The organism is Microbacterium sp. APC 3901 (assembly GCF_030407765.1).
GTDB lineage: Bacteria > Actinomycetota > Actinomycetes > Actinomycetales > Microbacteriaceae > Microbacterium.
In genome coordinates this window covers 26,509-53,167 of the sequence record NZ_JASDCU010000002.1, presented here as the reverse complement: position 1 = coordinate 53,167, position 26,659 = coordinate 26,509, and the positions used below count along the sequence as shown (strand labels likewise).

The following is a 26,659-nucleotide window of genomic DNA, read 5'->3' as shown; positions in this document are numbered from 1 at the left end:
TCAGTTCTTGCCGAAGGTCGGGTTGTGGGCACCGCCGAGCGTGATGTGCACGCTCTGCTGGTCGGTGTAGAAGTCGATCGAGCGGTAGCCGCCCTCGTGACCGAGACCCGAGGCCTTGACGCCGCCGAACGGAGTGCGCAGGTCGCGCACGTTGTTGCTGTTCAGCCACACCATGCCGGCCTCCACCGACTGCGCGAAGTTGTGCGCGCGCTTCAGGTCGTTGGTCCAGATGTAGGCGGCGAGTCCGTACTTCGTGTTGTTCGCGAGCGCGAGCGCCTCCTCGTCGGAGTCGAAGGGCGTGATCGCGACGACGGGTCCGAAGATCTCCTCCTGGAAGATGCGGGCGTCGGGGGAGACGTCGGCGAACACCGTCGGTGCGACGAAATTGCCTTCGTCGAAGCCCTCGGGGCGGCCGCCGCCGGCGACGAGTCGACCCTCGGTCTTGCCGATCTCGACGTAGCTCATGACCTTGTCGTAGTGCTCGGGGTGCACCAGGGCGCCGACCTCGGTCGCCGGGTCGTGCGGGTAGCCGACCTTGACGCGCTTCGCCTGCGCGGCGTACCTCTCGACGAACTCCTCGTAGATCGAGCGCTCGACCAGGATGCGGGATCCCGCTGTGCAGCGCTCGCCGTTGAGGGAGAAGACGCCGAAGATCGTCGCGTCGACGGCGGCCTCGAGGTCGGCGTCGGCGAACACCACGGCTGGCGATTTGCCGCCGAGCTCCATCGAGAGTCCCTTGAGGAACGGAGCGGCATTGCCGAAGATGAGCTGTCCGGTCGAGCTCTCGCCCGTGAACGAGATGAGCGGTACGTCGGGGTGCTTGACGAGCGCGTCTCCGGCGTCCTCGCCGAGACCGTTGACGAGGTTGAAGACGCCCGCGGGCAATCCGGCCTCCTCGAAGATCCCTGCCCAGAGAGAGGCGGAGAGCGGGGTGAACTCGGCGGGCTTGAGCACCACGGTGTTGCCGGTCGCGAGTGCGGGGCCGAGCTTCCACGACTCGAGCATGAACGGCGTGTTCCACGGCGTGATGAGCCCGGCGACGCCGATCGGCTTGCGGTTGACGTAGTTCATCTGCTTGCCGGGCACCTTGAAGGCGTCATCGGACTGCGCGACGATCAGGTCGGCGAAGAAGCGGAAGTTCTCGGCTGCGCGGCGGGCCTGTCCGAGAGCCTGGGTGATCGGCAGCCCCGAGTCGTACGACTCGAGCTCTGCGAGGCGGGCGTCGCGCGACTCGACGAGGTCGGCGATCCGGTGCAGCACGCGCGAGCGCTCACGGGGGAGCATCCGCGGCCAGGGACCCTCGTCGAACGCGCGCTTCGCTGCCGCGACGGCGAGCTCGATGTCGGCCTTCTTGCCGGCGGCCGCCGTGGTGTAGGTCTTGTTCGTCACCGGGTCGAGCACGTCGAAGGTGTCGCCGTCGACCGAGTCGACGAACGCGCCGTCGATGTAGTGCTGGATGTGGTCGGGCAGGTCGGCGGGGATGCGGGAATCGGTCATGACTCGTCTCCTGAGTTGTGGTGAGAACGGGCGTGCAGAGCGTCGAGGAAGGCATCCCTCGTGCGCAGGCGGTGGTTGCGGGCGGCGAGCTCGATCTCGAGCGGGTCGGCACCCGCTCGGATGAGCTCGAGGATCTGCGTGTGCTCCTCGACGGAGTGCTGGGCACGGCCAGGCACGTACGCGAACGTCGAGTCGCGGATTCCGGAGAGACGGGCCCATCCTCGGTGCACGAGATCGAGCAGATGCGGGTTCGGGCAGGGCTGGAAGAGCAGGGAGTGGAACTGCCGGTTGAGCTCGGTGAACGCATGCGCATCGAGGTGACCGAGCATCTGCGTCATCCGCGTGTTGACCGCCTCCGCGGCGTCGAGCGTCGCATCGTCGAGCAGGGGCGCGGACAGGGCCGTGGCAGCGCCCTCGACCAGCCCCAGGGTCTCCATGGTGTGGGCGTACTCGCTCTCGTCGACGAGCGTGACACGGGCGCCGACGTTGCGCTCGAAGGTCACGAGCCCCTCGGCCTCGAGGCGGCGGATGGCCTCGCGCACCGGCACGACGCTCATGCCCAGCTCTTCCGCCAGCGATCCCAGGACGAGCCGGTAGCCGGGCCCGAAGATGTGGCCGGAGATGCGCGAGCGGATCCAGGCATAGGCCTGCTCCGACTTGCTGGCATTGGCGACCGTCGTCACGGCCGTGCCCCGCGGTCGGATGCTGCGCCCGTCGCGGCCTCGTACTTGGCGCGCCATTCCGCATTGAGCGGGAACAGCCCGTCGACGGGGTGCCCGGCCGCGACCTGCTCGGCGATCCAGGCGTCCTCGATCTCCTGCGCGAGAGTGTCGTCTGCGACCTGCTCGGCGAGAGCGGGTGGAATCACGACGACACCGTCGCCGTCGCCGACGATGATGTCTCCCGGCTGCACGGTGGCACCGCCGCACGAGATGGTGATGTCGGCATCCCACGGCACGTGCTTGCGTCCGAGCACCGAGGGGTGGGCGCCCTGCGAGAACACGGGGAGTCCGATCTCGGCTACGGCGTCGAAGTCGCGCACCCCGCCGTCGGTGACGACGCCGGTCGCGCCGCGAGCGCGAGCGCGCAGAGCGAGGATGTCGCCGAGGGTGCCTGTGGTCGCGTCGCCGCGGGCCTCGATCACGATGATCTCGCCCTCGTCGACCGAGTCGAATGCGCGCTTCTGCGCGTTGTAGCCTCCGCCGTGGGTTGTGAAGAGGTCTTCCCGGAACGGGACGAATCTCAGCGTCTTGGCCGTACCCACGATCTTGCTGCCGGGGATGTTGACGGAGACCCCGTCGATGAAGCACGAGTGGTGGCCGCGCTTGCGCAGCTGCGCGGAGAGGCCGGCGGTCGGCGCCTCGAGGAGCTTGGCGCGGAGCTCGGGGGAGAGGGCGGGCGCCGCCTCCTCGGCGGTGGGCGCCGCATCCTCGGCGGGGAGCCCCGCCTCTTCGCGCGAGCCCCAGGCCTCGGCGCGCTGCACGTCGTCGACGGCGGGGAGCGAGCCGATCTCCTCATCGAAGGGGACATCGCCCTGCGTGACCGTGGTGATGAGCCGGCCGGAGGAGGGGGAGCCCTCGGCATCCGGAGCATCGACTTCGATCTCGACCACATCGCCCGGCACGATCACCGAGGATCCGGCCGGTGTGCCGGTGAGGATGACGTCACCGGGTTCGAGCGTGAAGTGCTGAGAGAGATCCGCGACCAGCTGTGCCAGCGGGAAGATGAGACCGGCCGTGGTGTCGTCCTGGCGCAGCTCGCCGTTGACCCAGGCTCGCACGCGCAGGGCGGCGGGATCGACGGTGCGGGCGTCGATGAGGCCGGGGCCGAGCGGGGTGTAGCCGTCGCCGCCCTTGGAGCGGACGTTGGATCCCTTGTCGTTGGCGCGCAGGTCGTACAGTCCGAGGTCGTTCGACGCGGTGACCCAGCCGACGTGGTTCCATGCGTCGCCGAGCGACACATGACGGGCGGCGGTGCCGATCACGAGGGCGATCTCGCCCTCGAAGGCCAGCAGCTCGGTGCCGGCAGGGCGCTCCACCGTGCCGCCGGAGACGCCGACCGAGCTGGCCGGCTTGAAGAAGTAGGAGGGAGCAGCGGGCCGACGACCGCGCTGATCGGCACGGGAGGCGTAGCTCAGATGGATCGCGATGATCTTGCCGGGCCGGGTCATCGATGCCGTCACGGGGGCGCCTCCTCGCGCTGTGCGTCGACGCCTTGTGCGTCGTATTCGAAATCATATATCATCGTGTCACCCCTCGGCAAGCAACTCGACACCTCTCGTGTGCGAGCCGTGACAATGCGGTCACAATCAAAGGAGACACCCCTATGAGCGGGCAGTCACAGGCTGGGTTCACGCCCACCGGAACCATCGCGACACCGGCCGATCGGCGCCGGGTCGTGTTCGCCACGGTCGTCGGCACCACGGTCGAGTGGTACGACTTCTTCATCTACGCCACGGCCGTCGGCCTGGTCTTCGGACAGCTGTTCTTCGAGCCGCTCGGAGCGAACAGTGCCATCGTCGCGTTCGCCACCGTCGGAGTCAGCTTCCTCTTCCGCCCGCTCGGCGCCTTCCTCGCCGGCCACTACGGCGACAAGCTCGGGCGCAAGACGGTGCTCATGTGGACGCTGATCCTGATGGGCGCGGCCACTGCGCTCATCGGCGTGCTCCCGACCTACGAGGCGATCGGGATCGCCGCACCGATCATGCTGGTGCTGCTGCGGATCCTGCAGGGCATCTCGGCCGGAGGGGAGTGGGGCGGTGCGGTGCTGATGGCCGTCGAGCACGCTCCGAAGGCGAAGCGCGGGATCTTCGGTGCATCGCCGCAGATCGGCGTGCCGCTCGGCCTGCTGCTCGCGTCTGGAGTGATGGCGCTGATGACGGTGATCGCTCCGGGCGATCAGTTCCTCCAGTGGGGCTGGCGAATCCCGTTCCTGCTCAGCGTCGTCCTGATCCTCGTCGGCTACTACGTGCGCCGCAAGGTGGAGGAGAGCCCGGTCTTCATCGAGCTCGCCGAACGCAAGGAGAAGGCGAGCATGCCGATCGTGCAGCTGTTCCGCAAGCACCTGCTGCTCGTGATCGTCGCTGCTCTCGTCTTCGCGGGCAACAACGCGGTCGGATACATGACGACCGGTGGATACATCCAGGGATACGCCACCAACCCCGAGGGGCCGATCGGCCTCGAGCGCGGACCCGTGCTGTGGGCGGTGGCCGGCTCTGCCGTCACATGGCTCATCACGACGCTCATCGCAGGGTGGCTGTCGGACCGCATCGGTCGTCGCACCACGTACATCATCGGCTGGGTGATGCAGCTCGTCGGCGTCTTCACGCTGTTCCCGCTGGTCAACACGGGTGAGATCGGGCTCCTCTTCGCGGGCCTCGCGATCCTCACGATCGGTCTCGGGTTCACCTACGGCCCTCAGGCGGCGCTGTACACCGAGCTCTTCCCCGCGAGCATCCGCTTCTCGGGCGTCTCGATCTCGTACGCGATCGGCGCGATCGCCGGAGGCGCGTTCGCCCCGACCATCGCGACCGCGATCGTGCAGGCGACCGGTTCGACGCAGGCCGTCACCTGGTACCTCGCCGGCATGACGCTGCTCGGCCTCGTGGCGACGCTGCTGCTGCGTGATCGCTCCGGGATCCCCCTCGGACCCGACCACGAGGAGGAGCAGTCCGTGAGTCCGATCCGTGGGCTGGCCAAGGTCTGATCTAGATCGGCCGTCCACAACTCAGCATCGACGATGGTGCAGGCGATGCGTCGCTCCAGTTCTTCGGGGGCGACGCATCTGCCGTCTCCCATTCATGCTGAATCGTGAACGACATCAGCCGTCGAGGGCTTCTCGGATCGCCGACGCGGAGCGGCGCAGACGGGCCGCGATCTCAGCGTCGTCGAGGTCGGTGGCCACATGCACGACTGCGATCGCCGCCGGGCGCTGACCACGCAGTGCGAGCGGCACCGCGACCGCCTGCACGGTGGGGATGACCTCGTCGTGGCTCGTGGCATATCCGCGTACGCGCGCCTCGTCGACCTCTGCGTGCAGTCCTGCTCGAGGGTCGTCCGGCCACTGCGAGAGCGGGAGCTGCGTGAGGATCGCCTTGCCCGGTGCGCCGACCATGACGGAGTGCCTGGCGCCCGGCCGTTGAGCGACGCTCGCGATCGCATGACGAGGCTCGATGCTCGCGAGCGTGATGCAGTCGTCTCCGTCGAGGACGCCGAGGAAGCAGGTCATGCCGAGTTCGTTCGCGATCGCGGTCAGCTCCGGGATCGCCTCGGCCTGAAGGTCGTGGGCGACGCCGGCCGCCAAAGCTGCCATGCGCGGGCCCAGCGTCACGGCACCCGATGCGTCTCTCCCGATGAGCCGGTGGTCTTCGAGTGTGCGGAGGAGGCGGTAGGCGACCGAGCGATGCACCTCGAGTCTCGAGGCGATCTCGTCGATCGTCAGCGGGATGCGCGCGTCGGCGAGAACCTCCAGGATCCGGATGCCGCGGCTCAGCGTCTGCGAGGCCGGGGTGCTCTCGGGCATGCGTGCGCTCCCTTGCGTTCCGGGACGAGCGTCCCTAAACTGTGTTCAATAGTAGAACGTTGTGTTCGAATATAGAACACGAGGCGTTCGAAGGCAACACCCGACAGTGACGTCCGGAAGGAATCGACGACGATGCAGTTCCACCACCACGGCTATGTCTCGGGAGACCCGCGTGTCAAGGATGCCCAGGGCATCGGAACCGAGCGCCCCGCAGACCTCCCCGACGAGATCGATGTGCTGATCGTCGGCTCCGGCCCCGCCGGCATGCTGCTCGCCGCCCAGATGTCGCAGTACCCCGATGTCTCGACACGAATCGTCGAGAAGCGCGAGGGGCGTCTGGTGCTCGGTCAGGCCGACGGCATCCAACCGCGCAGCGTCGAGACGTTCCAGGCGTTCGGCTTCGCCGAGCGCATCATCGCCGAGGCCTACAACATCGGCTGGATGAACTTCTGGGGGCCGAACCCCGAGCGTCCGAACGAGATCGTCCGCACCTCGCGGACCGCCGACTACGCCTACGACATCTGCGAGTTCCCGCACCTGATCGTCAACCAGGCGCGAGTGCTCGACTACTTCGCCGAGGCCGCGGCGAACGGTCCCGGTCGCATCGTCCCCGACTACGGCATCGAGTTCGTAGGACTCACCGTGCACGAGCAGGGCGAGTACCCGGTCGAGGTCTCGCTGCGCTACGTCGCGGGGGAGCGGGCCGGCGAGGAGCGCACGATCCGCGCGAAGTACGTGGCCGGATGCGACGGCGCGCGCAGCGGCGTGCGCCAGGCGATCGGACGCACACACGTCGGGGGCAGTGCAGCGCACGCGTGGGGCGTGATGGACGTGCTCGTGAACACCGACTTCCCCGATTGGCGCACCAAGTGCGCGATCAACTCGGAGGCGGGCAACATCCTGCACATCCCTCGCGAGGGCGGCTACCTCAGCCGGATGTACATCGACCTCGGCGAGGTCGCCGAGGACGACGACCACCGCGTGCGCCAGACGCCGATCGAAGACATCATCGCCAAGGCGAATGCGATCCTCAGCCCCTACACGCTCGACGTGAAGGAGGTGGCCTGGCACAGCGTCTACGAGGTGGGGCACCGGGTCACCGACGGGTTCGACGACGTGATCGACGGGTCCGGCCGCACGCCGAGGGTGTTCCTCACGGGCGATGCCTGCCACACGCACAGCGCCAAGGCCGGCCAGGGCATGAACGTGTCGATGCAGGACGGGTTCAACCTGGGCTGGAAGCTCGGATCAGTGCTGAGCGGCCGCGCGCCGGAGACGCTCCTCGCGACGTACGGCGCCGAGCGTCGCCCCGTCGCCCAGCAGCTCATCGACTTCGACAGGGAGTGGTCGACGCTCATGGCGCGCAAGCCCTCGGAGATCACCGATCCCACGGACCTCGCGACGTACTATCTCGCGACGGCCGAGTTCCCCTCCGGGTTCATGACGCAGTACACCTCATCGATGATCACCGGCTCCGACGCGCACCAGGCGCTCGCGGGCGGCTTCCCCCTGGGCAAGCGCTTCAAGTCCGCCGAGGTCGTGCGGGTCGGCGACGGCAACGTGATCCACCTCGGTCACCATGCCAAGGCAGACGGACGCTGGCGTGTCTACGCCTTCTCGGGTCGCGACGCGGCGACGCTCGACGCGTGGGCGGCTGAGGCCGCGCCCGTCTTCGAGCGGTTCACACCCTCGGATGCCGACACCGACGCGGTGTTCGACGTGAAGGCGATCTACCAGCAGCCGTACGAAGAGATCGAGGTGACCTCGGCCCCGGCCCTCTTCCAGCCGAGGACCGGCCCGCTCGGGCTCACCGATTGGGAGAAGGTCTATGCGGCGGGGCCGTCGAAATGGACCGAGACCGACATCTTCGCGGCGCGTGAGCTGTCGCGTGACGGCGTGGTGATCGTCGTGCGCCCCGACCAGTACGTCGCGGCGATCCTTCCTCTGGACGCGACCGACGAGCTGGGTGCGTTCTTCGACGGGGCGCTGCTGCCGGCATCCTGACCCTGTTGCGAGAGCGGTGCGCGTCCTTCGGGAGGAGATATCCCTTCGGGAGGAAGATCTCGAGCAGGCCCTCCTCCCGAGGCGCAGTTCTCCTCCCGAGGGCAGGTGGGCTCGGCCTGCCGTACCGGGAGGCGTCTCGCACGGATGAGACACCTCTGGTGAGTGTCGGAGGCCACGCGTAGCCTGAGGGCCGATGGGCGAAGTCGCCCCGACAGGAGGAGCGTGTGATGGAGTGGAAGATCGAGCTGATCTTCGTCCCGGTCTCGGATGTCGACCGGTCGAAGGAGTTCTACGAGAAGATCGGCTTTCACGCCGATCACGACCAGGTGCCCTACGACGGGCTTCGGTTCGTGCAGATGACGCCTCCCGGCTCAGCCTGCTCGATCGCCTTCGGCACAGGACTCGAGATCGCACTCGAGCCCGGCCAGCAGAACAGCATCCAGGTCGTCGTCCCGAATGCCGATGAGGCGCTCGCCCATCTTCAGGGGCTCGGAGTCGCGGCGCAGGGTGTCGATGAGCAGGGGTGGGGCCGGTTCGTCACCTTCGACGACCCGGACGGCAACACATGGACTCTGCAGGAGCTGCCCGACTACAGCGCGCAGAACTGAGTGCTCGAGGTGCTCGAGGTGCTCGACGTGCTCAGCGCTGGGTGAGCGCGAACAGCGCCTCGGGCGCACCTGAGGGGAACAGCACGCGTGTGCCGGAACGGATGTCGTCGATCGGCACCCACCTCACGGGGCTGCCCTCGTCGAGGATGCGGAGTTCTGCGTCGAGAGGCACGGCATCGAGCGCCGCGGAAGACACCGCGAACACGTGCGCGATCTCGTGGCCGGGGGCGCCCTCGTACGTGAAGATGTTCTCGAAGACCCCGAGCGGCTCGGCATGCTCGAGTGTGACGCCCAGCTCTTCCATGAATTCACGGCGCAGCGCGTCCGCAGCCGTCTCTCCGAACTCGATGCCTCCGCCGATCGCGCGCAGGAAGTCGAGCGGTCGCGTGCGGTCGTGTCCTTCGAGGGCGAGCAGATGCCCATCCTTGACGGGCAGGCCGACAGCGATGTTGCGGATGGCAGGCATCCCGGAAGGCTAACGCACCGTGGCGCTGCTCGTGTCAGCCGAGCAGCGTCGCACCGCCCGAGACCTCGATCCCGCCGGTCGGCGGGATCGAGACCGTGAGCAGGCTCGGTCGCCGGACATGCGCGCCCTGGTGGATGCGCACGATGGTCTCCGGGTGGCCGAGCGCGCGCAGATACGCTCCGCTGGATGCCGCGGCCGAGCCGGTCGCCGGGTCTTCGGTGATGCGACCGACGGGGAAGAGATTGCGGGCGTCGAAATCGGCAGGGCCGACGGAGTGCAGCACGGTGACGGTGCCCAGCCAGCCGTTCTCGCGCATGAGCGCGGCGACCTCTGCGGGTGAGAAGCGGAACTGGTCGAACAGCTCGCGGTCGTCGATGACCAGGATCGGATGCCAGTTGCCGGCGAACGCCTCTTTCGCGGGGAAGCGCGCATCGAGGTCCGTCTCGGCGAGGCCGAGCGCGTGGAGCAGGCGTGTGAGCACCTCGGGGTCGAGGTCGCGCACCTGCGGTTCGACGCTGGTGAACGACACGGTCACCGCGCCGTTCTCCTCCACGACCGACCGCAGCGCCACCGCACCCGCGTTCGTGTCGAACACGACCTCGCCGGGGCCGTCTCGTTCGGCGAGGGCTACGGCCGTCGCCACGGTCGCGTGACCGCAGAACGGAACCTCCGCAGCCGGGGAGAAGTAGCGTGCTCGATATCGCGGCACACCGGAGTCGTCCGTGCGACCGACGAGGAACGCGGTCTCGGAGAATCCGACGTCGGTGGCGATCCGCTGCATCCGCTCGTCGGACAGCCCGCCGGCGTCGAGCACGACCCCCGCGGGGTTCCCCCCGTCTGAGGTCGCCGCGAAGGCGCTGTATCTCAGGACACCGGGATCATCCGTCATGACGAAGAGCCTAGCGATCGTGCACCGTCAGGAGTTCACGCGGATGATCTCCTGCTGGTACGGCGCGATGACCTCGCCCGAGATGCGAAGGTCGAGCAGCAGGAAGCGCCGTGTCGCGGCATCCTCCTGCGCCCACGTGCCGAGTCGGTCGAGATCGGCGAGGGTCTTGACGACGACGCCCTCGGCACCGACCGCGGCGCCGAACGCCGCGAAGTCGACCTCGGGAATGAGCATCGGTCCTTCGGCGAGCCCCTTCAGCCCGTAGAGGTTGACCTCGGCGCCGTAGGCGGCATCGTTCCAGATCACGGCGATGCCGCGGCCCGCCGCCGCTCGGACGGCGGACTCGAGGTCGGCGATCGCCATGAGCCCGCCTCCGTCACCCGAGGTGAGGACGACCGTCGAATCGCGGCGGGCGAGGGCCGCACCGACGACACTCGGCCAGCCCTGCCCGATCGACTGGAACGCGGTGCCGACCATCATCATGCGATCGGGTGCCTCGACCGGCCAGTACATGTTCGCCCAGCCGATGAAGTGACCTCCGTCAGAGACGACCACGCGGTCTTCCGGCAGCAGCTCGGCGATACGACGCGCAGCCGAGCGGGGATCGAGACGACCGTCAGGTGCGAGGTCGTCGCCCTCGTCGTACGCTCGGGCGGCCGCGACGTCGACGGTCTCGCGCCACGGCTGCCCGAGCAGACCGTCGGATGCCGGGTGCGACGCGCCATGCGCGACGGACGGCGTCTCGGCCGGGCGCGATTCAGCCCCGAAATCCTGCTCGGCGGCCGGGGCGAGAGCCGAGAGCCGAGAGCTGACCCGGGCGACGAGCGCCTCTGCCGCGACCCGCGCGTCGGCACGGACGAAGCCGCCGACGTGCGGGTGGGTGGCCGCCGGGGCGATGTCGACCTGGAACACCCTGGTGCCCGGAGCGAAGAGCTCACCGAACCGCATCGTGAACTGGTTCAGCGAGGCGCCGAAGACGACTGCGACGTCGGCCGTGCGCACGAGTTCCATGGCGCCGTCGGCTCCGAAGCCTCCCGTGACGCCGAGGTCGTACTGGCTCTCGGGAAAGACGCCGCGGCCCAGCGCCGACGACGCGGTGAGTGCGCCGGTCAGAGCTGCCAACTCGCCCAGCGCGGTGCCTGCGCCCGCCAGCCAGGCGCCGCGGCCGGCGAGCAGGAAGGGGCGGGAGGCGCCGCTCAGGGCCTCGGCGATCTCGTCGAGCGTGCCCTCGGCGAACTCGCCGCGCGGAGCGAGCGGGGCGGGGATGCGGGGCGCCGGCGCCTCGGGCACCGGACCGGCCTCGAGCGATGCCACGTCATACGGGATGGCGAGCACGACGGGCACGCGGTAGGTCAGGGCGTGCTCGATCGCGATCACGGTGGTCGCTGCGGCATCCGCGTGCCCGACCGTATAGGTGCGTGCGCCGACGGCCGAGGCCAGGGCGATCTGGTCGACATCCCACGGCCGAGGGCCGGAGGTCGGCTCGTCGCCCACCACGAGCACGAGCGGCACGTGCGCCTGCACGGCCTCGGCCAGGGCAGTGAGTGTGTTGGTGAAGCCTGCGCCGTAGGTCGAGGTGCCTGCGGCGATCCGCCCCGACGCCCGGAAGTGCGCATCGGCGGCGACCACCGCGCCCTGCTCGTGACGGACGGCCGTGAACACGGCATCCGTCCGGGTCTCGATCGCGTCGAGGAAGTAGGCGTTGCCGTTGCCCATCACGCCGAAGACGGCGTCGATGTGCTGGGCGAGAGTGAGTGCGACGTGCGCGGAGACGGAGGGCATGCGAGAGCCTTTCGAGACAGGGACGGAGAACATTCGTATTCCGTATGTGTCTCGCCCCCGCGTCATCGTGGGGAGCTTCGTGCCTCTTTTTCAGGCACCGACGTCAGAGAGCGCCGGACGGTCGATCATATCGCGCCCGCGCCGACGCGGCGCTGACTCGCGCGCGTAACACCGCCGAAACGGCGACGAGGAAACATGCGGCCATGGAGTCACTGTTCGACGGATACACCTCGCGTCAGTCGCCGCAGCGGGCGGGCGCGGCGCCGTGGGACGAGATGTTCCCCGCAGACGCGCCGCCCGGCGGTGAGGGCGTGCGCCTGCCCTATCAGGACATGTACCCGGCGCTCGCGGCGATGGACGATGCCGAGCTGAGGGCGCGCACCGACGCCCTCGCCAGCTCGTATCTCGCGCAGGGCGTCACGTTCGATTTCGCCGGGGAGGAACGCCCGTTCCCGCTCGACGTGGTCCCTCGGGTGGTCGCCGCCGATGACTGGCGCTACGTCGAGTCGGGCGTCACGCAGCGTGTGCGGGCTCTCGAAGCGTTCCTCGCCGACGTCTACGGGCCGCAGCTCGCGGTGCATGACGGCGTGATCCCCGCGTCGCTGATCAGCTCGTCCGCGCACTTCCACCGTCAGGCGGCCGGGATCGTCGGAGCGAACGGGGTGCGCATCCACGTCGCCGGCATCGACGTCATCCGAGACGAGCGCGGAGCCTGGCGCGTGCTCGAAGACAACGTACGCGTGCCGAGCGGCGTGAGCTACGTGCTGGCGAATCGGCGCGTGATGGCGCAGACGCTTCCCGAGCTGTTCACGAGTCTCCGGGTTCGCCCGGTCGTCGACTACCCCGGCCGCCTCCTGCAGGCGCTGCGTGCGGCTGCTCCTGACGGTGTCGATGATCCGACGGTCGTGGTGCTGACCCCCGGCGTCCACAACTCGGCCTATTACGAGCACACCCTGCTCGCGCGCATGATGGGCATCGAGCTCGTCGAGGGGCGCGACCTGTTCTGCTCGGGCGGGCGGGTATGGATGCACACGACCGCCGGCCCCACTCGGGTGGACGTGATCTACCGGCGGGTCGACGACGAGTTCCTCGACCCGCAGCAGTTCCGCCCCGATTCTGTGCTGGGCGCCCCAGGTCTGATGCTCGCCGCTCGTCTCGGCAACGTCACGCTCGCGAACGCCGTGGGCAACGGCGTGGCCGACGACAAGCTCGTCTACACATACGTGCCCGACCTGATCCGCTACTACCTGGGGGAGGAGCCGGTGATCCCGAACGTCGACACCTGGCGGCTCGAGGACCCGGGTGCGCTCGAAGAGGTGCTCGACAGGCTCGAGGAGCTGGTGGTGAAGCCGGTCGACGGCTCAGGGGGAAAGGGGCTGGTCGTCGGACCCGATGCGTCGCGCAAGACGCTGGATGAGCTGCGCACGTCGCTGCGGGCGGATCCTCGCGGGTGGATCGCCCAGCCGGTCGTGCAGCTGTCGACGATTCCGACACTCGTGGAAGACGGATTCCGCCCGCGACACGTCGACCTGCGTCCCTTCGCCGTGAACGACGGGAACGATATCTGGGTGCTGCCCGGCGGTCTCACCAGGGTGGCGCTGCCCGAGGGGCAGCTCGTCGTGAACTCCAGCCAGGGCGGCGGATCCAAGGACACCTGGGTGCTGGACCCGTCACTGTTGACCGGACCGACGACGACCGTGGAGGGCGACCCGGACGCGGCGGCGGCCGAGGTGTCGCTCGCCACCGGAGCGATCGCCGTCGTGGCGCCGGCGCGCGAGGACCCGCACCCGCCCTTCCTCTCGTCGCCGCAGGACGAGGACCTCGAGTTGCGGCACCACCAGCAGCAACAGCAGCAACAACAACAGCAGCAGCAGCAGCAGGGAGGAGCAGGATGCTGAGCCGCATCGCCGAGGCGCTGTTCTGGATCGGCCGCTACGTCGAGCGGGCCGACGGCACCGCGCGCATTCTCGACGTGCACCTCCAGCTGCTGCTCGAAGACCCGTGGGTCGAAGAGGACACGGCCTGTCGTGCGCTGCTCTCGGTGATGGGGACGACCGCGGACGACGACGCGGTGCTGAGCCGTGACGACGTGGTGCGGTTGCTCGCGCTCGACCGCGAGCACTCCGCGTCGATCGCCCACTCGATCGCTTCCGCCAGGGAGAACGCACGCCGTGCGCGGGAGATCATCTCGACCGACCTCTGGGAGACGCTCAACGAGTCGAACGCGCGGATGCCGCGCCGCATCGCCTCAGACAAGACGCATCCGTTCTTCCGGTGGGTGCGCGATCGCTCGGCGCTGGCCTTCGGTGTCGTCGACTCGTCGACGAGCCGTGATGAGGCGTGGCACTTCTTCGTGCTCGGCCGCTCGATCGAGCGCGCCGACATGACCGCTCGTCTGCTGGCGACGCGATCGCTGACCGAGGCGGGTGGTCCGAGCTGGACGACGCTGCTGCGCAGCTGCGGAGCCTACGAAGCCCATCTGCGCAGCCATCGAGCGGTGCCGACGGGCGCTTCCGCGGTGGAGTTCCTCCTGATCGACCGCCTGTTCCCCCGCTCGGTGCTCTCGAGCATCCTGCAGGCCGAGGAGTGCCTGCGCGGCATCGATCCGGCGGGTGCGTTCGGGGTGCCCGACCGGGCCCATCGCGTGCTCGGCCGCTTGCGGTCGGAGCTGGAGTACCGACCGATCGCTGACACCGTGCACCGGCTGTCGGAGAGCATGGAGGAGGTCCAGGTGGGGATGTCTGTCGCGAGTGACGCGATCAGGGAGCGGTACTTCCCGTCGATCGCGGTGCCGGTGTGGATCGGAGAGGCACTGTGAGCCGCCTCAAGATCGTGCACCGCACGGGCTTCCGCTACGAGCAGCCGGCGACGGCGTCGTACAACGAGGCGCGGATGCTGCCGCACTCTCGCGAGGGTCAGTTCGTGCTGCAGGCGACACTCGACATCTCGCCGACGGCCACCCAGCACTCTTACTCCGACTACTGGGACACGCGGGTGTCGACGTTCGAGTTGCTGACCCCTCATCAGATGCTCTCGGTCACGGCGACGAGCGTGGTCGATGTCCGACCGGTGCCTGCGGCGACGTCCGGGATCGACTGGGATGAGCTGGAAGCCCGGATTCCGCAGTCGCTCGCGCTGGCCGAGTGCGTCGCGCAGACCCCCGCCACCGCTCCGGACGACGAGATGCGCGATCTCGCCCTGCACTTCGAGGCGGAGGGCGGCGGCGTGGACGAGACCGCGCTCGACATCTGCCGCGCGGTCGGGGAGGCGATGGAGTACCGCAGCGGCGTCACCGGCGTGGGCTCGACGGCGCGCGACGCCTGGCCTGCGCGATCCGGAGTCTGTCAGGACATCGCTCATGTGGCTCTCGGTGTGCTGCGCGCCGCGGGGATCCCGGCGCGGTACGTGTCGGGGTATCTCCACCCCGACCCAAAGGCCGCGATCGGCCAGTCGGTGACGGGGGAATCGCACGCCTGGGTGGAGTGGTACTCCGGTGAGTGGCGCGGCTACGACCCCACCAACCTGGTCGACATCGGCGAATCGCACGTCTACGTCGGCCACGGTCGCGACTACGCCGATGTCGCTCCGCTCCGCGGCGTGTACGCCGGGCCGAGTGCGTCGGAGCTGTTCGTCTCTGTCGAGATCACGCGCCTCGGCTGAGGCGACGACATGGCCGGACGACGAGCGGCAGTGGGGAAGAATGAGACGATGACGGATGCATCGATCGAGCGCGAGACGCTCACCTGGGACGGCTTCGGATCTGCGACGCGGGATCTCGCGCGCGGCATCCTCGAGAGCGGCTTCATGCCCGAGGTCGTGGTGGCCATCGCCCGCGGCGGTCTGCTGCCCGCCGGTGCCATCGCCTATGGTCTCGGCGCCAAGAACTGCGGCGCGATCAACGTCGAGTTCTACACCGGCATCGGCACGGTGCTCGATGCTCCGGAGGTGCTGCCGCCCGAACTCGACATGGCCTATCTCGACGGTCGTCGCGTGCTGCTCGTCGACGACGTCGCCGACTCGGGCCGTACGCTCGCACTCGCGGTGCAGCTGCTCGAGGACAAGGGGGCAGACGTGCGGTCGGTCACGATCTACACCAAGCCGTCGACCATCATCCAGCCCGACTACGCGTGGAAGGACACCGATCTGTGGATCGACTTCCCGTGGTCGTTCCAGGGCACGGTGCGTGAAGAGGATCTCGGGCTCGCGCCGTCGGCCTGACGTAGGCTCAGCCGCGCTGCAGTGAGCGCAGAGTCTGGATCGTGTCGGCGTCTGCGACGGTCTTGTCGGGGCGGTAGGCCTTGACGCGTGCGAAGCGCAGCGCGATGCCCCCGGGGTAGCGCGGAGAGCGCTGGACGCCGTCGATCGCGATCTCGACCACGAACTCGGGGCGTAGGAACACCGTCGACTGCGTGCGCCGTGTTTCGAACTCCGGGAACTGCTCGGTCTGCCAGCGCAGCAGCTCGTCGGTCAGACCCTTGAACGTCTTGCCGACCATCACGAGTCCACCCGGCTCGCCGAACTCTCCGCTCGGATCGAGTGCGCCGAGATGGAGGTTCGACAGCCACCCCTGTCGTCGGCCCGAGCCCCACTCGGCTCCGAGCACGACCAGGTCGTAGGTGAGTACGGGCTTGACCTTGACCCAGGACTTGCCGCGACGCCCTGCCGAGTAGGGAGCGTCGATTCCCTTGACGAGCACACCCTCGTGCCCGGCGCTCAATGCGTCACGGGACAGCTGCTCGGCGGCTGCGGAATCGTCGGTCACGATGCCCGGCATCCGCCACTCGCCCGCGACGCGTTCGAGCTCCGCCAGGCGGGTCGAGAGCGGCTCGTCGAGCAGATCGCGGCCGTCGACGTGCAGTACGTCGAAGAACCAGGGGCGCAGCACGAGGTCGCGAGACACGTCGGCGCCGAACCGCGACATCGTCTCCTGGAACGGCCGCGGACCGCCGTCTTCGTCGAGCGACAGGGTCTCACCGTCGAGGATCAGGTCGTGGGCGGGAAGACCTCGCACGATCTCGACGATCTCGGGCACACGGTGTGTGATGTCAGCCAGGCTGCGGGTGTACACGCTCACCTCGTCGCCGCTGCGGTGCACCTGGATGCGCGCTCCGTCGAGCTTGTATTCGACGGACGCCCTGCCCGTGACCTCGAGGGCCGCGGTCGGAGTCGCGGCGGTCGAGGCGAGCATCGGCAGCACGGGCCGCCCGACCACGAGGCCCACCGCCTCGAGCTCGGCCGCCGTGCCTGTGAGGGCGATGACCGCCGTGTCACCCAGGTCGCCGGACAGCATCGCTGCTCGTCGCACGGATGCCGCGGGGCGATCAGAGGCGCGAGCGATCGCGTCGAGCAGCACGCCGCCGAGCGCACCCGTGCGCAGTTCGCCGAGCATCGCGCGCGACAGGAGATCCCATTCGGCGGCCGTGGCGCGGCCGGCGAGAGCGGAGAGCAGATCGGTCCGGGCGGCTGCAGACCCCGAGCCCGCCGCGCGGGACAGAGCCTCGAACGCCGTGTCGACGTCACTGATCGACAGGGACGGCTCGTCGGCGTGCGTCACCTCGAGGGCGGAGATCCCGCGCCAGCCCACACCCAGGCGTCCCTGACGCGGTGTCGCGAGGAGCAGCCCGACGAGGGTGGGGACGTCGTCGGCATCCGCGCGCGCGAGCAACCGCGAGAGTGCATCGATCTTGGCGAGGCGCGATGCGGTGGCGGTGACCTCTTCAGCGGTGGAGACGAGCTCCGAGAGCAACATGGATGCAGTCTGGCACCGGCATCCGACATCGGCGAAGCCCTTGCCTTCACCCTCGCCGCCGCAGTAGAACGGCGAGACCTCAGCGCCCCCGGAACTCCGGCTTCCGCTTCTCCTGGAACGCGGCGAAGCCCTCGCGGTAGTCGTCGGTGTCGCAGAGCGCGGCCTGAGCGGCGTTCTCGAGGTCGATCGAGCCCCACAGCGCCAGCCTCTCATCGCGGATGCGAGCGACGAGCTGCTTGCTCGCGAGGAACGCGGAGGTGGCGCCGCGGGCGGCGGTCGCGGCGGCATCCGTCGTCGTCTGCAGCACCTCGTCGTCGGGGAGCACGCGGGAGAAGAGGCCCGAGGTCACGGCTTCGGCACCGCTCATCAGACGCCCCGTGTATATGAGGTCGAGCGTCTTGTGCGCGCCGAGGCGCTCGACGAACAGGGCGTGTCCGCCCGAATCGAGCGTGGCGCCCAGCGCCGCGAACGGCGAGCCGATCTTCGCCGACTCCGCGACGTAGACGACATCCGTGGCGATCAGCAGACCGAGTCCGACGCCCAGGCACGCACCGTGTGCGACCGCGAACGTCGGAGCGGGAAAACGCGCCATCCGCTGCAGCAGCGGCGTCACGAGGCCGCCGAGGAAGCCCATCACGTCGTCGTTGCGAGGATCGACGGCCGAGATGTCACGACCGGCGCAGAACGCGCGGCCTTCGCCCCGGAGCACGAGTGCGCGCACTCCCGCCGCATCGGCCTCGTCGTATGCACGGCCCAGATCACGCAGCGCCTGCTCGTCGAGCGAGTTCAGCGTGGCCGGAGAGTCCAGGACCACTGTCGCGACGTCGTCGGCGATGGTCAGATCGATCATCGGATGCTCCTCAGACGTCGTAGTCGACCACGACGCGGTCGCTCGTCGGGTGTGATTGGCAGGTCAGGACGTAGCCGCGTTCGATTTCGTCCGGCTCGAGCGCATAGTTCTCGGTCATCGTCACGCTGCCCTCGACGACCCTGGCGCGGCACGTGCCGCACACGCCGCCGGCGCACGCGAACGGAGCGTCCGGTCGCACGCGCAGAGCCGCATTCAGCACCGACTCGTGCGCGTCGACGGGGCTCTCGACGGTCGACGAGACGCCGTCGAGGTTCACCTCGATGCGGATCGTCTTCGCGCCCGCCCGCACCTCGACAGGGCGGGCGGCGCGCACAGGTTCGTCGCCGGTCGTGAAGAGTTCGAACCGGATGTGCTCGCGGGGCACCCCGACATCGGCGAGCACTTCACGGCACAGATCGACGAGCGAGAGCGGACCGCAGAGGAACCACTCGTCGACGTCGCTCGGGTCGATGAGCATCCCCAGGATCGTACGCAGCTTCTCCTCATCGATCCGCCCCGAGAGCACGGGAGCCGTGCGCTGCTCACGCGAGAGCACATGGTGCAGCGTCACTCGCGTCGGGTAGCGGTCCTTCAGATCAGCGAGATCTTCGAGGAACATGACGTCGAGCGTCGAGCGGTTCGTGTAGAGCAGGGTGAAGCGCGAGGTCTCTGATCGGGTCAGTGCGGTGTGCGCGAGCGCCATCAGCGGGGTGATGCCCGAGCCCGCGGCGATTCCGACGACGTGGCGATGATCGAGGTCGTCGAGTCCGGAGGTGAACGTGCCCTGCGGGCTCATCACATCGATCTCGAACCCGGCGTGCAGGCCGGTCTGCGCCCAGGTGGAGAACAGCCCGCCCTCGTCGCGCTTCACGGCGACGCTGAGCCGGGTCGGCATGCCCTCCGCGATCTGCTCCGCCGTGCGATGCTCCGGCGCGCGGCACAGCGAATACGAACGGCGCACCTCGCTGCCCTCGAGCGTGGTGCGCAGCGCGACGTACTGGCCCGGCAGGTGGTCGTAGTCGTCGGCGAGCTCAGCGGGAACCGTGAAGCTGACCACGACGGAGTCGTCGGTGAGCGGTCGCACCTCTTCGACGGTGAGGGTGTGGAAGCGGGCGCGCTTCTTCGCGCTCGATGCGGAGGACGGACGAACGGATGCCGGTGCGACGGCACCGGGCGGGGCGAACAGCGACATCAGTGCACCTTGAAGTGGTCGAAGGGCTCGAGGCACGCGCGGCATTCGAACAGCGCCTTGCACGAGGTGGAACCGAAGCGCGAGACCTCGTGCGTGTCGAGCGACCCGCACCGGGGGCATCTCACGCTGATGGCCAGGCGGATCGGGCCGGACGACAGCGCGGATCGCCCGGTCGGAGGAGCGATGCCGTACTGCGAGAGCTTCTGCTTGCCGGCATCCGACATCCAGTCCGTGGTCCAGGCGGGGGAGAGCACGAGGCGCACGTCGACCTGCGAGTAACCGGCAGCGGTGAGGGCCAGGATGACGTCGTCGCGGATCGTGTCCATGGCGGGGCATCCGCTGTAGGTGGGGGTGATGTCGACTCGCACGACGTCGCCGTCGACCGTGACGGCCCGGAGCACTCCGAGGTCTTCGATCGTGAGCACGGGGACTTCGGGGTCCGCCACGGCAGCGGCGATCCGCCAGGCGTCGGTCTGCACCGTGTCGGTCACCATGACGCCCCCGGATGACGTCGCGCGAGAACCTGCATCTCGGCGAGCAGATGGCCCATCGGGGTCGCGTGGGCACCTCGGCGCCCTCCCGCCGACGATGCCGCCACTGATGGCGCGGTCAGCTCCGCCTCTGCGAACACGGTGTCGATCACCGCGTCGAATCCGCCGCGAAGCGCGGACGGGCGCACGGCGGCATCGCCGAGACGATCGATCAGCGGCTCATCGCGGAAGAGCTCGTCGACATACGGCCAGACGTCGCCGAGCGCACGGATGATCCGCTCCCGTGATTCGTCGGTGCCTCCGGCGAGGCGCAGCACCCACTGCACGGCGTGATCGCGGTGGTAGTCGACCTCTTTGAGCGACTTCTCGGCGATCGCGGCGAAGGTCTCGTCCGTGCTCGCGCGCAGCGCGGAGTAGAGCTCGAACATGTAGGTCGACACCACGAACTGGCGGGCGATCGTCTGCGCGAAGTCGCCGTTGGGCTGCTCGACGATCCAGGCGCTGCGGAACTCGGGCTCGTCGCGGAAGTACGCGAGGTCGTCTTCGGAGCGTCCGTCGAAAGATCCGGCGAAGTGCAGGAACGAGCGGGCGTGGCCGAGCAGATCGAGGGCGATGTTGCCCAGAGCGACGTCCTCTTCGAGCTCGGGGGCGCGCGCGATCCATTCGCCGAGCTGCTGCGAGAGGATCAGGGCGTCATCGCCGAGCCACAGCGCGTACTCGGCGATGTCAGCGGATGCCGCTGCGGAGCCGGTTCCCGTGAGCTCGTCGCTCAACCGCAGCTCGTCGACCGAGACATCCCCGTGCATGTCTCCATGGACGTCCGTGTGGATGTCGCTCACAGGTGCGGCACCCCCTCGGAGGCCGTGTAGTAGACGGCATGCCGGTAGTTCTTGCCCGCGGGGCTCTCGAAGTAGGCGCCCTTCGCGTCGGGGTCGCTCGTGGTGATCGCATCGGCGGGCACAGCCCAGATCGAGACACCCTCACCACGGCGGGTGTAGAGGTCGCGGGCATTGCGGATCGCCATGTCGGAGTCCGGGGCATGCAGGGACCCGACGTGCACGTGGCTCAGGCCGCGATTCGCTCGGACGAAGATCTCCCAGAGAGGCCAGGGCTCGCGTTCGTCGGCGCCGGGCGTCGCCATCATGCCACCGCCTTCGTCGTGAGAGCCTGCTTGCGGGCGTACTCGGCTGCGGCCTCACGCACCCACGCGCCCTCCTCGTGCGCCGTGCGGCGGCGTTCGAGACGCTCGGCGTTGCAGGGGCCGTTCCCGCGCAGCACCTCGAAGAACTCGTCCCAGTCGATCTCGCCGATCACGTACTGGCCCGTCTCGTCATCGAAGCGCAGATCAGGATCGGGGAGGGTGACGCCCAGGATCTCGGCCTGCGGCACCAGCATCCCGACGAAGCGCTGGCGCAGCTCGTCGTTGGTGAAGCGCTTGATCTTCCACTTCATCGACTGGGCGGAGTTCGGAGACTGGTCGTCCGGCGGCCCGAACATCGCCAGGCTCGGCCAGTACCAGCGGTTCACGGCATCCTGCGCCATCTGCCTCTGCTCTTCGGAGCCCTGCATCAGCGAGAGCAGGATCTCGAAACCCTGGCGCTGGTGGAACGACTCCTCTTTGCACACGCGCACCATGGCGCGGCCGTAGGGGCCGTAGGACGCGCGGCACAGCGGCACCTGGTTGCAGATCGCGGCACCGTCGACCAGCCATCCGATCGCGCCCATGTCGGCCCACGTGGGGGTGGGGTAGTTGAAGATCGACGAGTACTTGGCCTTGCCGCTGATCAGCTGATCCATCATCTCGTCGCGCGTGATGCCGAGCGTCTGCGCCGCGGAGTAGAGGTAGAGCCCGTGCCCCGCCTCGTCCTGCACCTTGGCCATGAGGATCGCCTTGCGCTTGAGGCTCGGAGCCCGGGTGATCCAGTTGCCCTCGGGCTGCATGCCGATGATCTCCGAATGCGCGTGCTGCGAGATCTGACGGATCAGCGTCTTGCGGTACGCGTCGGGCATCCAGTCGCGCGGCTCGATGCGCTGCTCGTTCGCGATGAGTTCGTCGAACAGGCGCTCCTCGTCGGAGAGCTCGCCGTCGACGAGGGAGAGGTCTGCGGGGCTGGTCATCATCGACTCCTCGGTATCCGATCGGCTTTACTGACCGGTCGTTAGGTAATTCTGACACGGAGGTGCGCTGCGCGCAAGACGCGGCGCTCAGCGGGAGCGAGAGACCAGGTCGAGAAGGGCTCGACCGTAGGCCTCGGACGGATCCGGATGCTCGAATCTCAGCGTCTCTCCCGCGATCTCGACCTCGACCACGAAGGCGTCGGGAAGCCGGGTGAGGGTGCGGAAGGTGCCTCGAAGCAGCTCGCGCAACTGGTCTTCGCGTGGCAGCCAGACGGCGTCGGCCAGGGTGACCGCGTCGAGCGCCCACTCGGTCGTGCCGTTGAAGGCGAGATCGGTGCCGCTCGGTGTCTGTCGAGCCTCGATCGTCATCTCGCTGACTGTGAAGACGTCGGCCTCGGCTTCGAGTTCGACATCGTTCGGGAGGTCGAGCTGAAAGCGATCTCCCTCGGCGGGATGCCACACGAGTCCGGCGTCGCGCAGGGATACAGCCAGCTCTCGGGTGATCATCTCTCCACGCTAGACGACGTCTCGAGGTCGCGGCGCGGATCCCCCTGTGGATGACGATGCCCTCGGTGTCGGCGGCGTCGGGCCCGACGTCGGTGGCATGAGGCACAGTGGAGGAATGACTTCCCCCTCTGCTGTCGACACCCGCACTGCTGCGCTCGCCGCCTTGCGCGAACTGGTCGGCCGCCCCGACGCCGATTTCCACGACGGCCAGTACGAGGCGATCGAGGCGCTGGTCGAGGGGCGCCGCCGCGCGCTCGTCGTGCAGCGCACCGGCTGGGGCAAATCGGCGGTGTACTTCGTCGCGACGCTGCTGCTGCGGCGGCAGGGAGCGGGGCCGACCGTGCTCGTCTCGCCGCTGCTGGCCCTCATGCGCGATCAGATCGCCGCCGCCGAGCGCGCCGGCGTCCGAGCCGTGGCGATCAACTCCACCAACGCGCACGAGTGGGCGGAGGTCATGGAGCAGCTCGACCGAGACGAGGTCGACGTGCTGCTCGTCTCACCTGAGCGGCTCAACAACCCGGCTTTCCGCGAGCAGCAGCTGCCGGCGCTCGTTCGGCGCATCGGCATGCTGGTGGTCGACGAGGCGCACTGCATCAGCGATTGGGGGCACGACTTCCGCCCCGACTACCGTCGGCTGCGCGACCTCATCGAGCAGATGCCGCCAGAGGTTCCGGTGCTCGCGACCACGGCGACCGCCAACAGCAGGGTCGTGGCCGACGTCGCCGAGCAGCTCGGCACGGGAGGCTCATCGGATGACGGGGCCTCTGAGGTGCTCACGATCCGCGGTCCACTCGCCCGCACGTCGTTGCGGCTCGGAGTGCTGCGCCTGCCGAGCTCGGCGAGCCGGCTCGCCTGGCTGCTCAGCCATATCGACGACCTGCCCGGCTCGGGCATCATCTACACGCTCACCGTCGCCGCGGCGGTCGACACCGCCCGGCTGCTGCGCGACCACGGACACGACGTGCGCGCGTACACCGGGCAGACAGACACCGACGAACGCGCGGAGTCAGAGGGGATGCTGAAGCGCAACGAGGTCAAGGCCCTCGTCGCGACGAGCGCACTCGGCATGGGCTTCGACAAACCCGATCTCGGTTTCGTCCTGCACCTCGGTGCACCATCGTCACCTGTCGCGTACTACCAGCAGGTGGGTCGCGCCGGCCGCGCGAGCGAGAGCGCAGACGTGCTGCTGCTGCCGGGAGTCGAAGATCGAGACATCTGGCATTATTTCGCGACCGCATCGATGCCCGATCGCGAGCGCGCCGAGAGGGTGATCGCCGCACTCGGAGATCAGCCGATCTCGACGCCGGCGCTCGAGGCGATGGTCGACATCCGTCGTACGCCGCTCGAGCTGCTGCTCAAGGTGCTCGATGTCGACGGTGCGGTGCGGCGCGTCCAGGGCGGGTGGGTCGCCACGGGTGAGCCCTGGGCCTATGACGCCGAGCGCTACGAGCGCATCGCGGGCGAGCGCCGAGCCGAGCAGCAGCACATGATCGACTACGAGCAGACGGACGGATGCCGGATGGAGTTCCTGCAGCGCTCGCTCGACGACGACACCGCAGCGCCCTGCGGCAGATGCGACAACTGCGCCGGCATCTGGTTCCCGAGCGAGATCGGCGAATCGGCGACGACTCAGGCTGCGGAGTCGCTCGACCGAGTCGGCGTCCCCGTCGAACCGCGCCGCGCCTGGCCGACCGGTGCCGACAAGCTCGGCGTGCCCGTCAAGGGGCGCATCCCGGCGGGGGAGCAGGCAGGAGAAGGGCGCGCCCTCGCTCGGCTGACGGATCTCGGATGGGGCGGCACTCTGCGAGAGCTCTTCGCGGCGGGAGCACCCGACGCCGCCGTGACCCCGCAGGTGCTCGGCGGCTGCGTGCGCGTGCTCGCCGGCTGGGGATGGACGGAGCGCCCCGTCGCGGTGGTCGCGATGCCGTCGCGGTCTCATCCGTCGCTCGTCGATTCGCTCGCCCGCGGGATCTCCGAGATCGGACGGCTGCCATATCTCGGCGCGCTCGACCCGGTCGACGGGGGCCCGAGCGGTCAGCCCGGGGGCAACAGCGTCTTCCGTCTCGCTGGCCTCTGGGACCGGTTCAGCGCTCAGCACCTCGACATACCCGAGGGGCCCGTGCTCCTCGTCGACGACATGGCCGACAGTCGGTGGACGCTGACGGTCGCCGCCCGCACGCTCCGCCAGGCCGGCGCCACCGACGTGCTTCCGTTCGTGCTCGCGCTGCGCGGCTGACGCCAGGGCTTCAGCTGCGACTGGGGCAGCTCACCGCAGGTCGTACACGCGCTTGTACTTGCCCTCGCTTCTCGGCAGTGTGCCCGGCTCCTCGACCTTCACGTCGACGCTGGTGCCGATGTGCACCTTGATGCGATGCGTGAGCACTGCAGCGGCGGCATCGCACTCCTCGACGCTCAGCGAGGGATGCCGCTCGATGCGCACGGTCATGGTGTCGAGCTGGGCGGCGCGGTGCAGCTCCAGCACGAAGTGCGGTGTCAGCGTCTCGATGCCCATCACGAGCTCTTCGATCTGGGTGGGGAACAGATTGACGCCGCGCAGGATGATCATGTCGTCGTTGCGTCCGGTGATCTTCTCGATCCGCCGGAGGGCGGGATACGTCGTCCCCGGCAGCAGACGGGTGAGGTCCCGCGTGCGATAGCGGATCACCGGGAAGGCCTCTTTGGTGAGCGAGGTGAAGACCAGCTCGCCCAGCTCGCCGTCCGGCAGCCGCTCGCCGGTGTCGCCGTCGATGATCTCCGGAAGGAAGTGGTCTTCCCAGATGTGCGGACCGTCTTTGGTGAGCACGCTCTCGCTCGCCACGCCCGGCCCCATGACCTCGCTGAGCCCGTAGATGTCGACGGCGTCGATGTGCAGTCGCTGCTCGATCTCGCGGCGCATCTCGTTGGTCCACGGCTCAGCCCCGAGCACTGCCACCCGCAACGACGTCTGCGTGGGGTCGATGCCTGCCGCCTCCATCGCGTCGGCGATCGTGAGCAGGTAGCTCGGCGTGCAGAGGATGGCATCCGGCTCGAAATCGGCGATCAACTGCACCTGCCGTGCGGTCTGACCACCGGAGACCGGGATCACCGTGGCACCGAGCCGCTCGATGCCTGCGTGGGCACCGAGCCCACCGGTGAAGAGTCCGTAGCCGTAGGCGTTGTGCACCCTCATCCCCGCGCGGATGCCCGCCGCGTGCAACGACCGTGCGACCAGGTCACCCCACCGGTCGAGATCGCCCTCCGTGTAGCCGACGACGGTCGGCCGCCCCGTCGTGCCCGACGACGCATGGATGCGTCGAACCTCGGGCATCGGCACGGCGAACATGCCGAAGGGGTAGCTCTCGCGCAGGTCTGCCTTCGTGGTGAACGGCAGCCTCTGCACGTCGTCGAGAGTGCGGATGTCGTCGGGATGCACGCCGTGCTCATCGAACTTGCGGCGGTATGTCGGCACGTTCTCGTAGGCGTGGTGCACTGTCCACTGCAGGCGCTGCAGCTGCACTCGAGCCAGCGCAGCGGGGGAGTGCAGCTCGATCTCTTTACCGATCTCGGCGCGTTCCTCGTTCATCGTCGACTCCTTCGTCGCGGTCATGGGCATGAGTCCGCTCACCCCTTCTGCGGCCGGTTCGTGGTGAGCGAGCGGCCGCGCACCTCGGCGACGACATCGCCCGATTCGTCGGTCACCGTCACGTCGTAGATGCCGTTGCGACCGCTGACGACGCGGCGGACCGCACGTGCCGTCAGCCGCTGCCCTGCGGTCGTCGACTTCAAGAAGGTGATGTCGGCGCCGCCGGCGACAGTGACCCGCTCGTCCTCGTTGCAGGCGATCGCGAAGGCCGTGTCGGCGAGAGTGAACACCAGACCGCCGTGCGTGATCGCGAAGCCGTTCAGCATGTCGTCACGCACCGTCATCGACACCACGGCCTCGCCGGGCTCATCGAGCTCGACGGTCATGCCGAGCATCGCTGACGCGGCATCGCGCTGCATCATG

General features: G+C 68.7%; 25 protein-coding genes. 8 read left to right on the top strand and 17 right to left on the bottom strand.

Annotation, left to right across the window (positions count from 1 at the left end; translation table 11 throughout):
• From hpaE to QMA07_RS01840, 3 genes are read right to left on the bottom strand one after another with little or no spacing between them, the layout of a single operon-like run.
• Window positions 1–1,497 (bottom strand): 5-carboxymethyl-2-hydroxymuconate semialdehyde dehydrogenase, encoded by a 1,497-nt coding sequence (gene hpaE, locus QMA07_RS01850; protein WP_290159558.1) that lies wholly within the window; start codon window positions 1,495–1,497, stop codon window positions 1–3.
• Window positions 1,494–2,180, bottom strand: coding sequence for a GntR family transcriptional regulator (locus tag QMA07_RS01845; RefSeq protein WP_290159557.1), 687 nt, complete (start codon window positions 2,178–2,180; stop codon window positions 1,494–1,496). The genes hpaE and QMA07_RS01845 overlap by 4 nt, the downstream gene beginning before the upstream one ends.
• The gene (locus QMA07_RS01840; RefSeq protein ID WP_290159939.1) at window positions 2,177–3,667 is read right to left on the bottom strand and encodes a fumarylacetoacetate hydrolase family protein; all 1,491 of its coding nucleotides are present in this window, start codon (window positions 3,665–3,667) and stop codon (window positions 2,177–2,179) included. Before QMA07_RS01840 ends, QMA07_RS01845 begins: the two co-directional genes overlap by 4 nt.
• 155 nt (window positions 3,668–3,822) lie before the next feature.
• Here QMA07_RS01840 and QMA07_RS01835 point away from each other — a divergent pair, with 155 nt between their 5' ends.
• Window positions 3,823–5,202, top strand: coding sequence for an MFS transporter (locus tag QMA07_RS01835; protein ID WP_290159555.1), 1,380 nt, complete (start codon window positions 3,823–3,825; stop codon window positions 5,200–5,202).
• A gap of 114 nt (window positions 5,203–5,316) precedes the next feature.
• On the opposite strand, the gene QMA07_RS01830 is transcribed toward QMA07_RS01835, so the two are convergent.
• Window positions 5,317–6,018, bottom strand: coding sequence for a helix-turn-helix domain-containing protein (locus QMA07_RS01830; RefSeq protein ID WP_290159554.1), 702 nt, complete (start codon window positions 6,016–6,018; stop codon window positions 5,317–5,319).
• Between the two features lie 132 nt (window positions 6,019–6,150).
• Between QMA07_RS01830 and QMA07_RS01825 the strand changes: the two genes are divergently transcribed.
• Window positions 6,151–8,022, top strand: coding sequence for an FAD-dependent monooxygenase (locus QMA07_RS01825; protein ID WP_290159552.1), 1,872 nt, complete (start codon window positions 6,151–6,153; stop codon window positions 8,020–8,022).
• Between the two features lie 227 nt (window positions 8,023–8,249).
• Complete coding sequence (locus QMA07_RS01820) at window positions 8,250–8,630, top strand: VOC family protein (protein ID WP_290159550.1); 381 nt, start codon at window positions 8,250–8,252, stop codon at window positions 8,628–8,630.
• Between the two features lie 31 nt (window positions 8,631–8,661).
• Here the strand turns inward: QMA07_RS01820 and QMA07_RS01815 are convergent, their stop codons facing one another.
• From QMA07_RS01815 to QMA07_RS01805, 3 genes are read right to left on the bottom strand one after another with little or no spacing between them, the layout of a single operon-like run.
• Window positions 8,662–9,096, bottom strand: coding sequence for an NUDIX domain-containing protein (locus QMA07_RS01815; protein WP_290159548.1), 435 nt, complete (start codon window positions 9,094–9,096; stop codon window positions 8,662–8,664).
• A 34-nt stretch (window positions 9,097–9,130) separates the two neighbouring features.
• Window positions 9,131–9,985: a PhzF family phenazine biosynthesis protein gene (locus QMA07_RS01810; RefSeq protein WP_290159545.1), complete on the bottom strand. Its 855-nt coding sequence runs from the start codon at window positions 9,983–9,985 to the stop codon at window positions 9,131–9,133.
• Window positions 9,986–10,012: 27 nt separating this feature from the next.
• The gene (locus tag QMA07_RS01805) at window positions 10,013–11,767 is read right to left on the bottom strand and encodes a thiamine pyrophosphate-binding protein (RefSeq protein ID WP_290159543.1); all 1,755 of its coding nucleotides are present in this window, start codon (window positions 11,765–11,767) and stop codon (window positions 10,013–10,015) included.
• Window positions 11,768–11,970: 203 nt separating this feature from the next.
• On the opposite strand from QMA07_RS01805, the gene QMA07_RS01800 reads away from it, so the two are divergent.
• Genes QMA07_RS01800 through QMA07_RS01785 form a run of 4 tightly spaced genes read left to right on the top strand, consistent with a single transcriptional unit; the run spans window position 11,971 to window position 15,985 of the window.
• Complete coding sequence (locus tag QMA07_RS01800) at window positions 11,971–13,665, top strand: circularly permuted type 2 ATP-grasp protein (protein ID WP_290159541.1); 1,695 nt, start codon at window positions 11,971–11,973, stop codon at window positions 13,663–13,665.
• Window positions 13,659–14,585: an alpha-E domain-containing protein gene (locus QMA07_RS01795; protein WP_290159539.1), complete on the top strand. Its 927-nt coding sequence runs from the start codon at window positions 13,659–13,661 to the stop codon at window positions 14,583–14,585. Before QMA07_RS01800 ends, QMA07_RS01795 begins: the two co-directional genes overlap by 7 nt.
• Window positions 14,582–15,427 (top strand): transglutaminase family protein, encoded by an 846-nt coding sequence (locus QMA07_RS01790; protein ID WP_290159538.1) that lies wholly within the window; start codon window positions 14,582–14,584, stop codon window positions 15,425–15,427. Before QMA07_RS01795 ends, QMA07_RS01790 begins: the two co-directional genes overlap by 4 nt.
• A gap of 48 nt (window positions 15,428–15,475) precedes the next feature.
• The gene (locus QMA07_RS01785) at window positions 15,476–15,985 is read left to right on the top strand and encodes a phosphoribosyltransferase (protein ID WP_290159536.1); all 510 of its coding nucleotides are present in this window, start codon (window positions 15,476–15,478) and stop codon (window positions 15,983–15,985) included.
• Between the two features lie 7 nt (window positions 15,986–15,992).
• On the opposite strand, the gene QMA07_RS01780 is transcribed toward QMA07_RS01785, so the two are convergent.
• The 8 genes from QMA07_RS01780 to QMA07_RS01745 form a co-directional block, all read right to left on the bottom strand.
• The gene (locus QMA07_RS01780; protein ID WP_290159534.1) at window positions 15,993–17,516 is read right to left on the bottom strand and encodes an ATP-dependent DNA ligase; all 1,524 of its coding nucleotides are present in this window, start codon (window positions 17,514–17,516) and stop codon (window positions 15,993–15,995) included.
• A 79-nt stretch (window positions 17,517–17,595) separates the two neighbouring features.
• Window positions 17,596–18,366 carry an enoyl-CoA hydratase/isomerase family protein gene (locus QMA07_RS01775; protein WP_290159532.1) on the bottom strand — a complete coding sequence of 257 codons (771 nt, stop codon included), beginning with the start codon at window positions 18,364–18,366 and terminating at the stop codon, window positions 17,596–17,598.
• Between the two features lie 10 nt (window positions 18,367–18,376).
• Window positions 18,377–19,558 (bottom strand): 1,2-phenylacetyl-CoA epoxidase subunit PaaE, encoded by a 1,182-nt coding sequence (gene paaE / locus QMA07_RS01770; protein WP_290159531.1) that lies wholly within the window; start codon window positions 19,556–19,558, stop codon window positions 18,377–18,379.
• Window positions 19,558–20,052 carry a 1,2-phenylacetyl-CoA epoxidase subunit PaaD gene (paaD, locus tag QMA07_RS01765; protein ID WP_290159529.1) on the bottom strand — a complete coding sequence of 165 codons (495 nt, stop codon included), beginning with the start codon at window positions 20,050–20,052 and terminating at the stop codon, window positions 19,558–19,560. Before paaD ends, paaE begins: the two co-directional genes overlap by 1 nt.
• Window positions 20,046–20,855 carry a 1,2-phenylacetyl-CoA epoxidase subunit PaaC gene (paaC, locus tag QMA07_RS01760; RefSeq protein WP_290159937.1) on the bottom strand — a complete coding sequence of 270 codons (810 nt, stop codon included), beginning with the start codon at window positions 20,853–20,855 and terminating at the stop codon, window positions 20,046–20,048. Before paaC ends, paaD begins: the two co-directional genes overlap by 7 nt.
• 29 nt (window positions 20,856–20,884) lie before the next feature.
• The gene (gene paaB, locus QMA07_RS01755; RefSeq protein WP_290159935.1) at window positions 20,885–21,190 is read right to left on the bottom strand and encodes a 1,2-phenylacetyl-CoA epoxidase subunit PaaB; all 306 of its coding nucleotides are present in this window, start codon (window positions 21,188–21,190) and stop codon (window positions 20,885–20,887) included.
• Complete coding sequence (gene paaA, locus QMA07_RS01750; RefSeq protein ID WP_290159528.1) at window positions 21,190–22,167, bottom strand: 1,2-phenylacetyl-CoA epoxidase subunit PaaA; 978 nt, start codon at window positions 22,165–22,167, stop codon at window positions 21,190–21,192. The genes paaB and paaA overlap by 1 nt, the downstream gene beginning before the upstream one ends.
• Window positions 22,168–22,254: 87 nt before the next feature.
• Window positions 22,255–22,674, bottom strand: coding sequence for a pilus assembly protein CpaE (locus tag QMA07_RS01745; protein WP_290159527.1), 420 nt, complete (start codon window positions 22,672–22,674; stop codon window positions 22,255–22,257).
• A gap of 115 nt (window positions 22,675–22,789) precedes the next feature.
• Between QMA07_RS01745 and QMA07_RS01740 the strand changes: the two genes are divergently transcribed.
• Window positions 22,790–24,910 (top strand): RecQ family ATP-dependent DNA helicase, encoded by a 2,121-nt coding sequence (locus tag QMA07_RS01740; protein WP_290159526.1) that lies wholly within the window; start codon window positions 22,790–22,792, stop codon window positions 24,908–24,910.
• Window positions 24,911–24,940: 30 nt separating this feature from the next.
• Here QMA07_RS01740 and paaK read toward each other — a convergent pair whose 3' ends face one another.
• Together paaK and paaI are read right to left on the bottom strand one after the other, a co-directional pair.
• The gene (gene paaK, locus QMA07_RS01735) at window positions 24,941–26,236 is read right to left on the bottom strand and encodes a phenylacetate--CoA ligase PaaK (RefSeq protein WP_290159524.1); all 1,296 of its coding nucleotides are present in this window, start codon (window positions 26,234–26,236) and stop codon (window positions 24,941–24,943) included.
• 38 nt (window positions 26,237–26,274) lie between these two features.
• A complete protein-coding gene (paaI, locus tag QMA07_RS01730) occupies window positions 26,275–26,658 on the bottom strand; it encodes a hydroxyphenylacetyl-CoA thioesterase PaaI (protein WP_290159523.1) in 384 nt (127 codons plus the stop codon).
• Between the last annotated feature and the right edge of the window lies 1 nt (window position 26,659).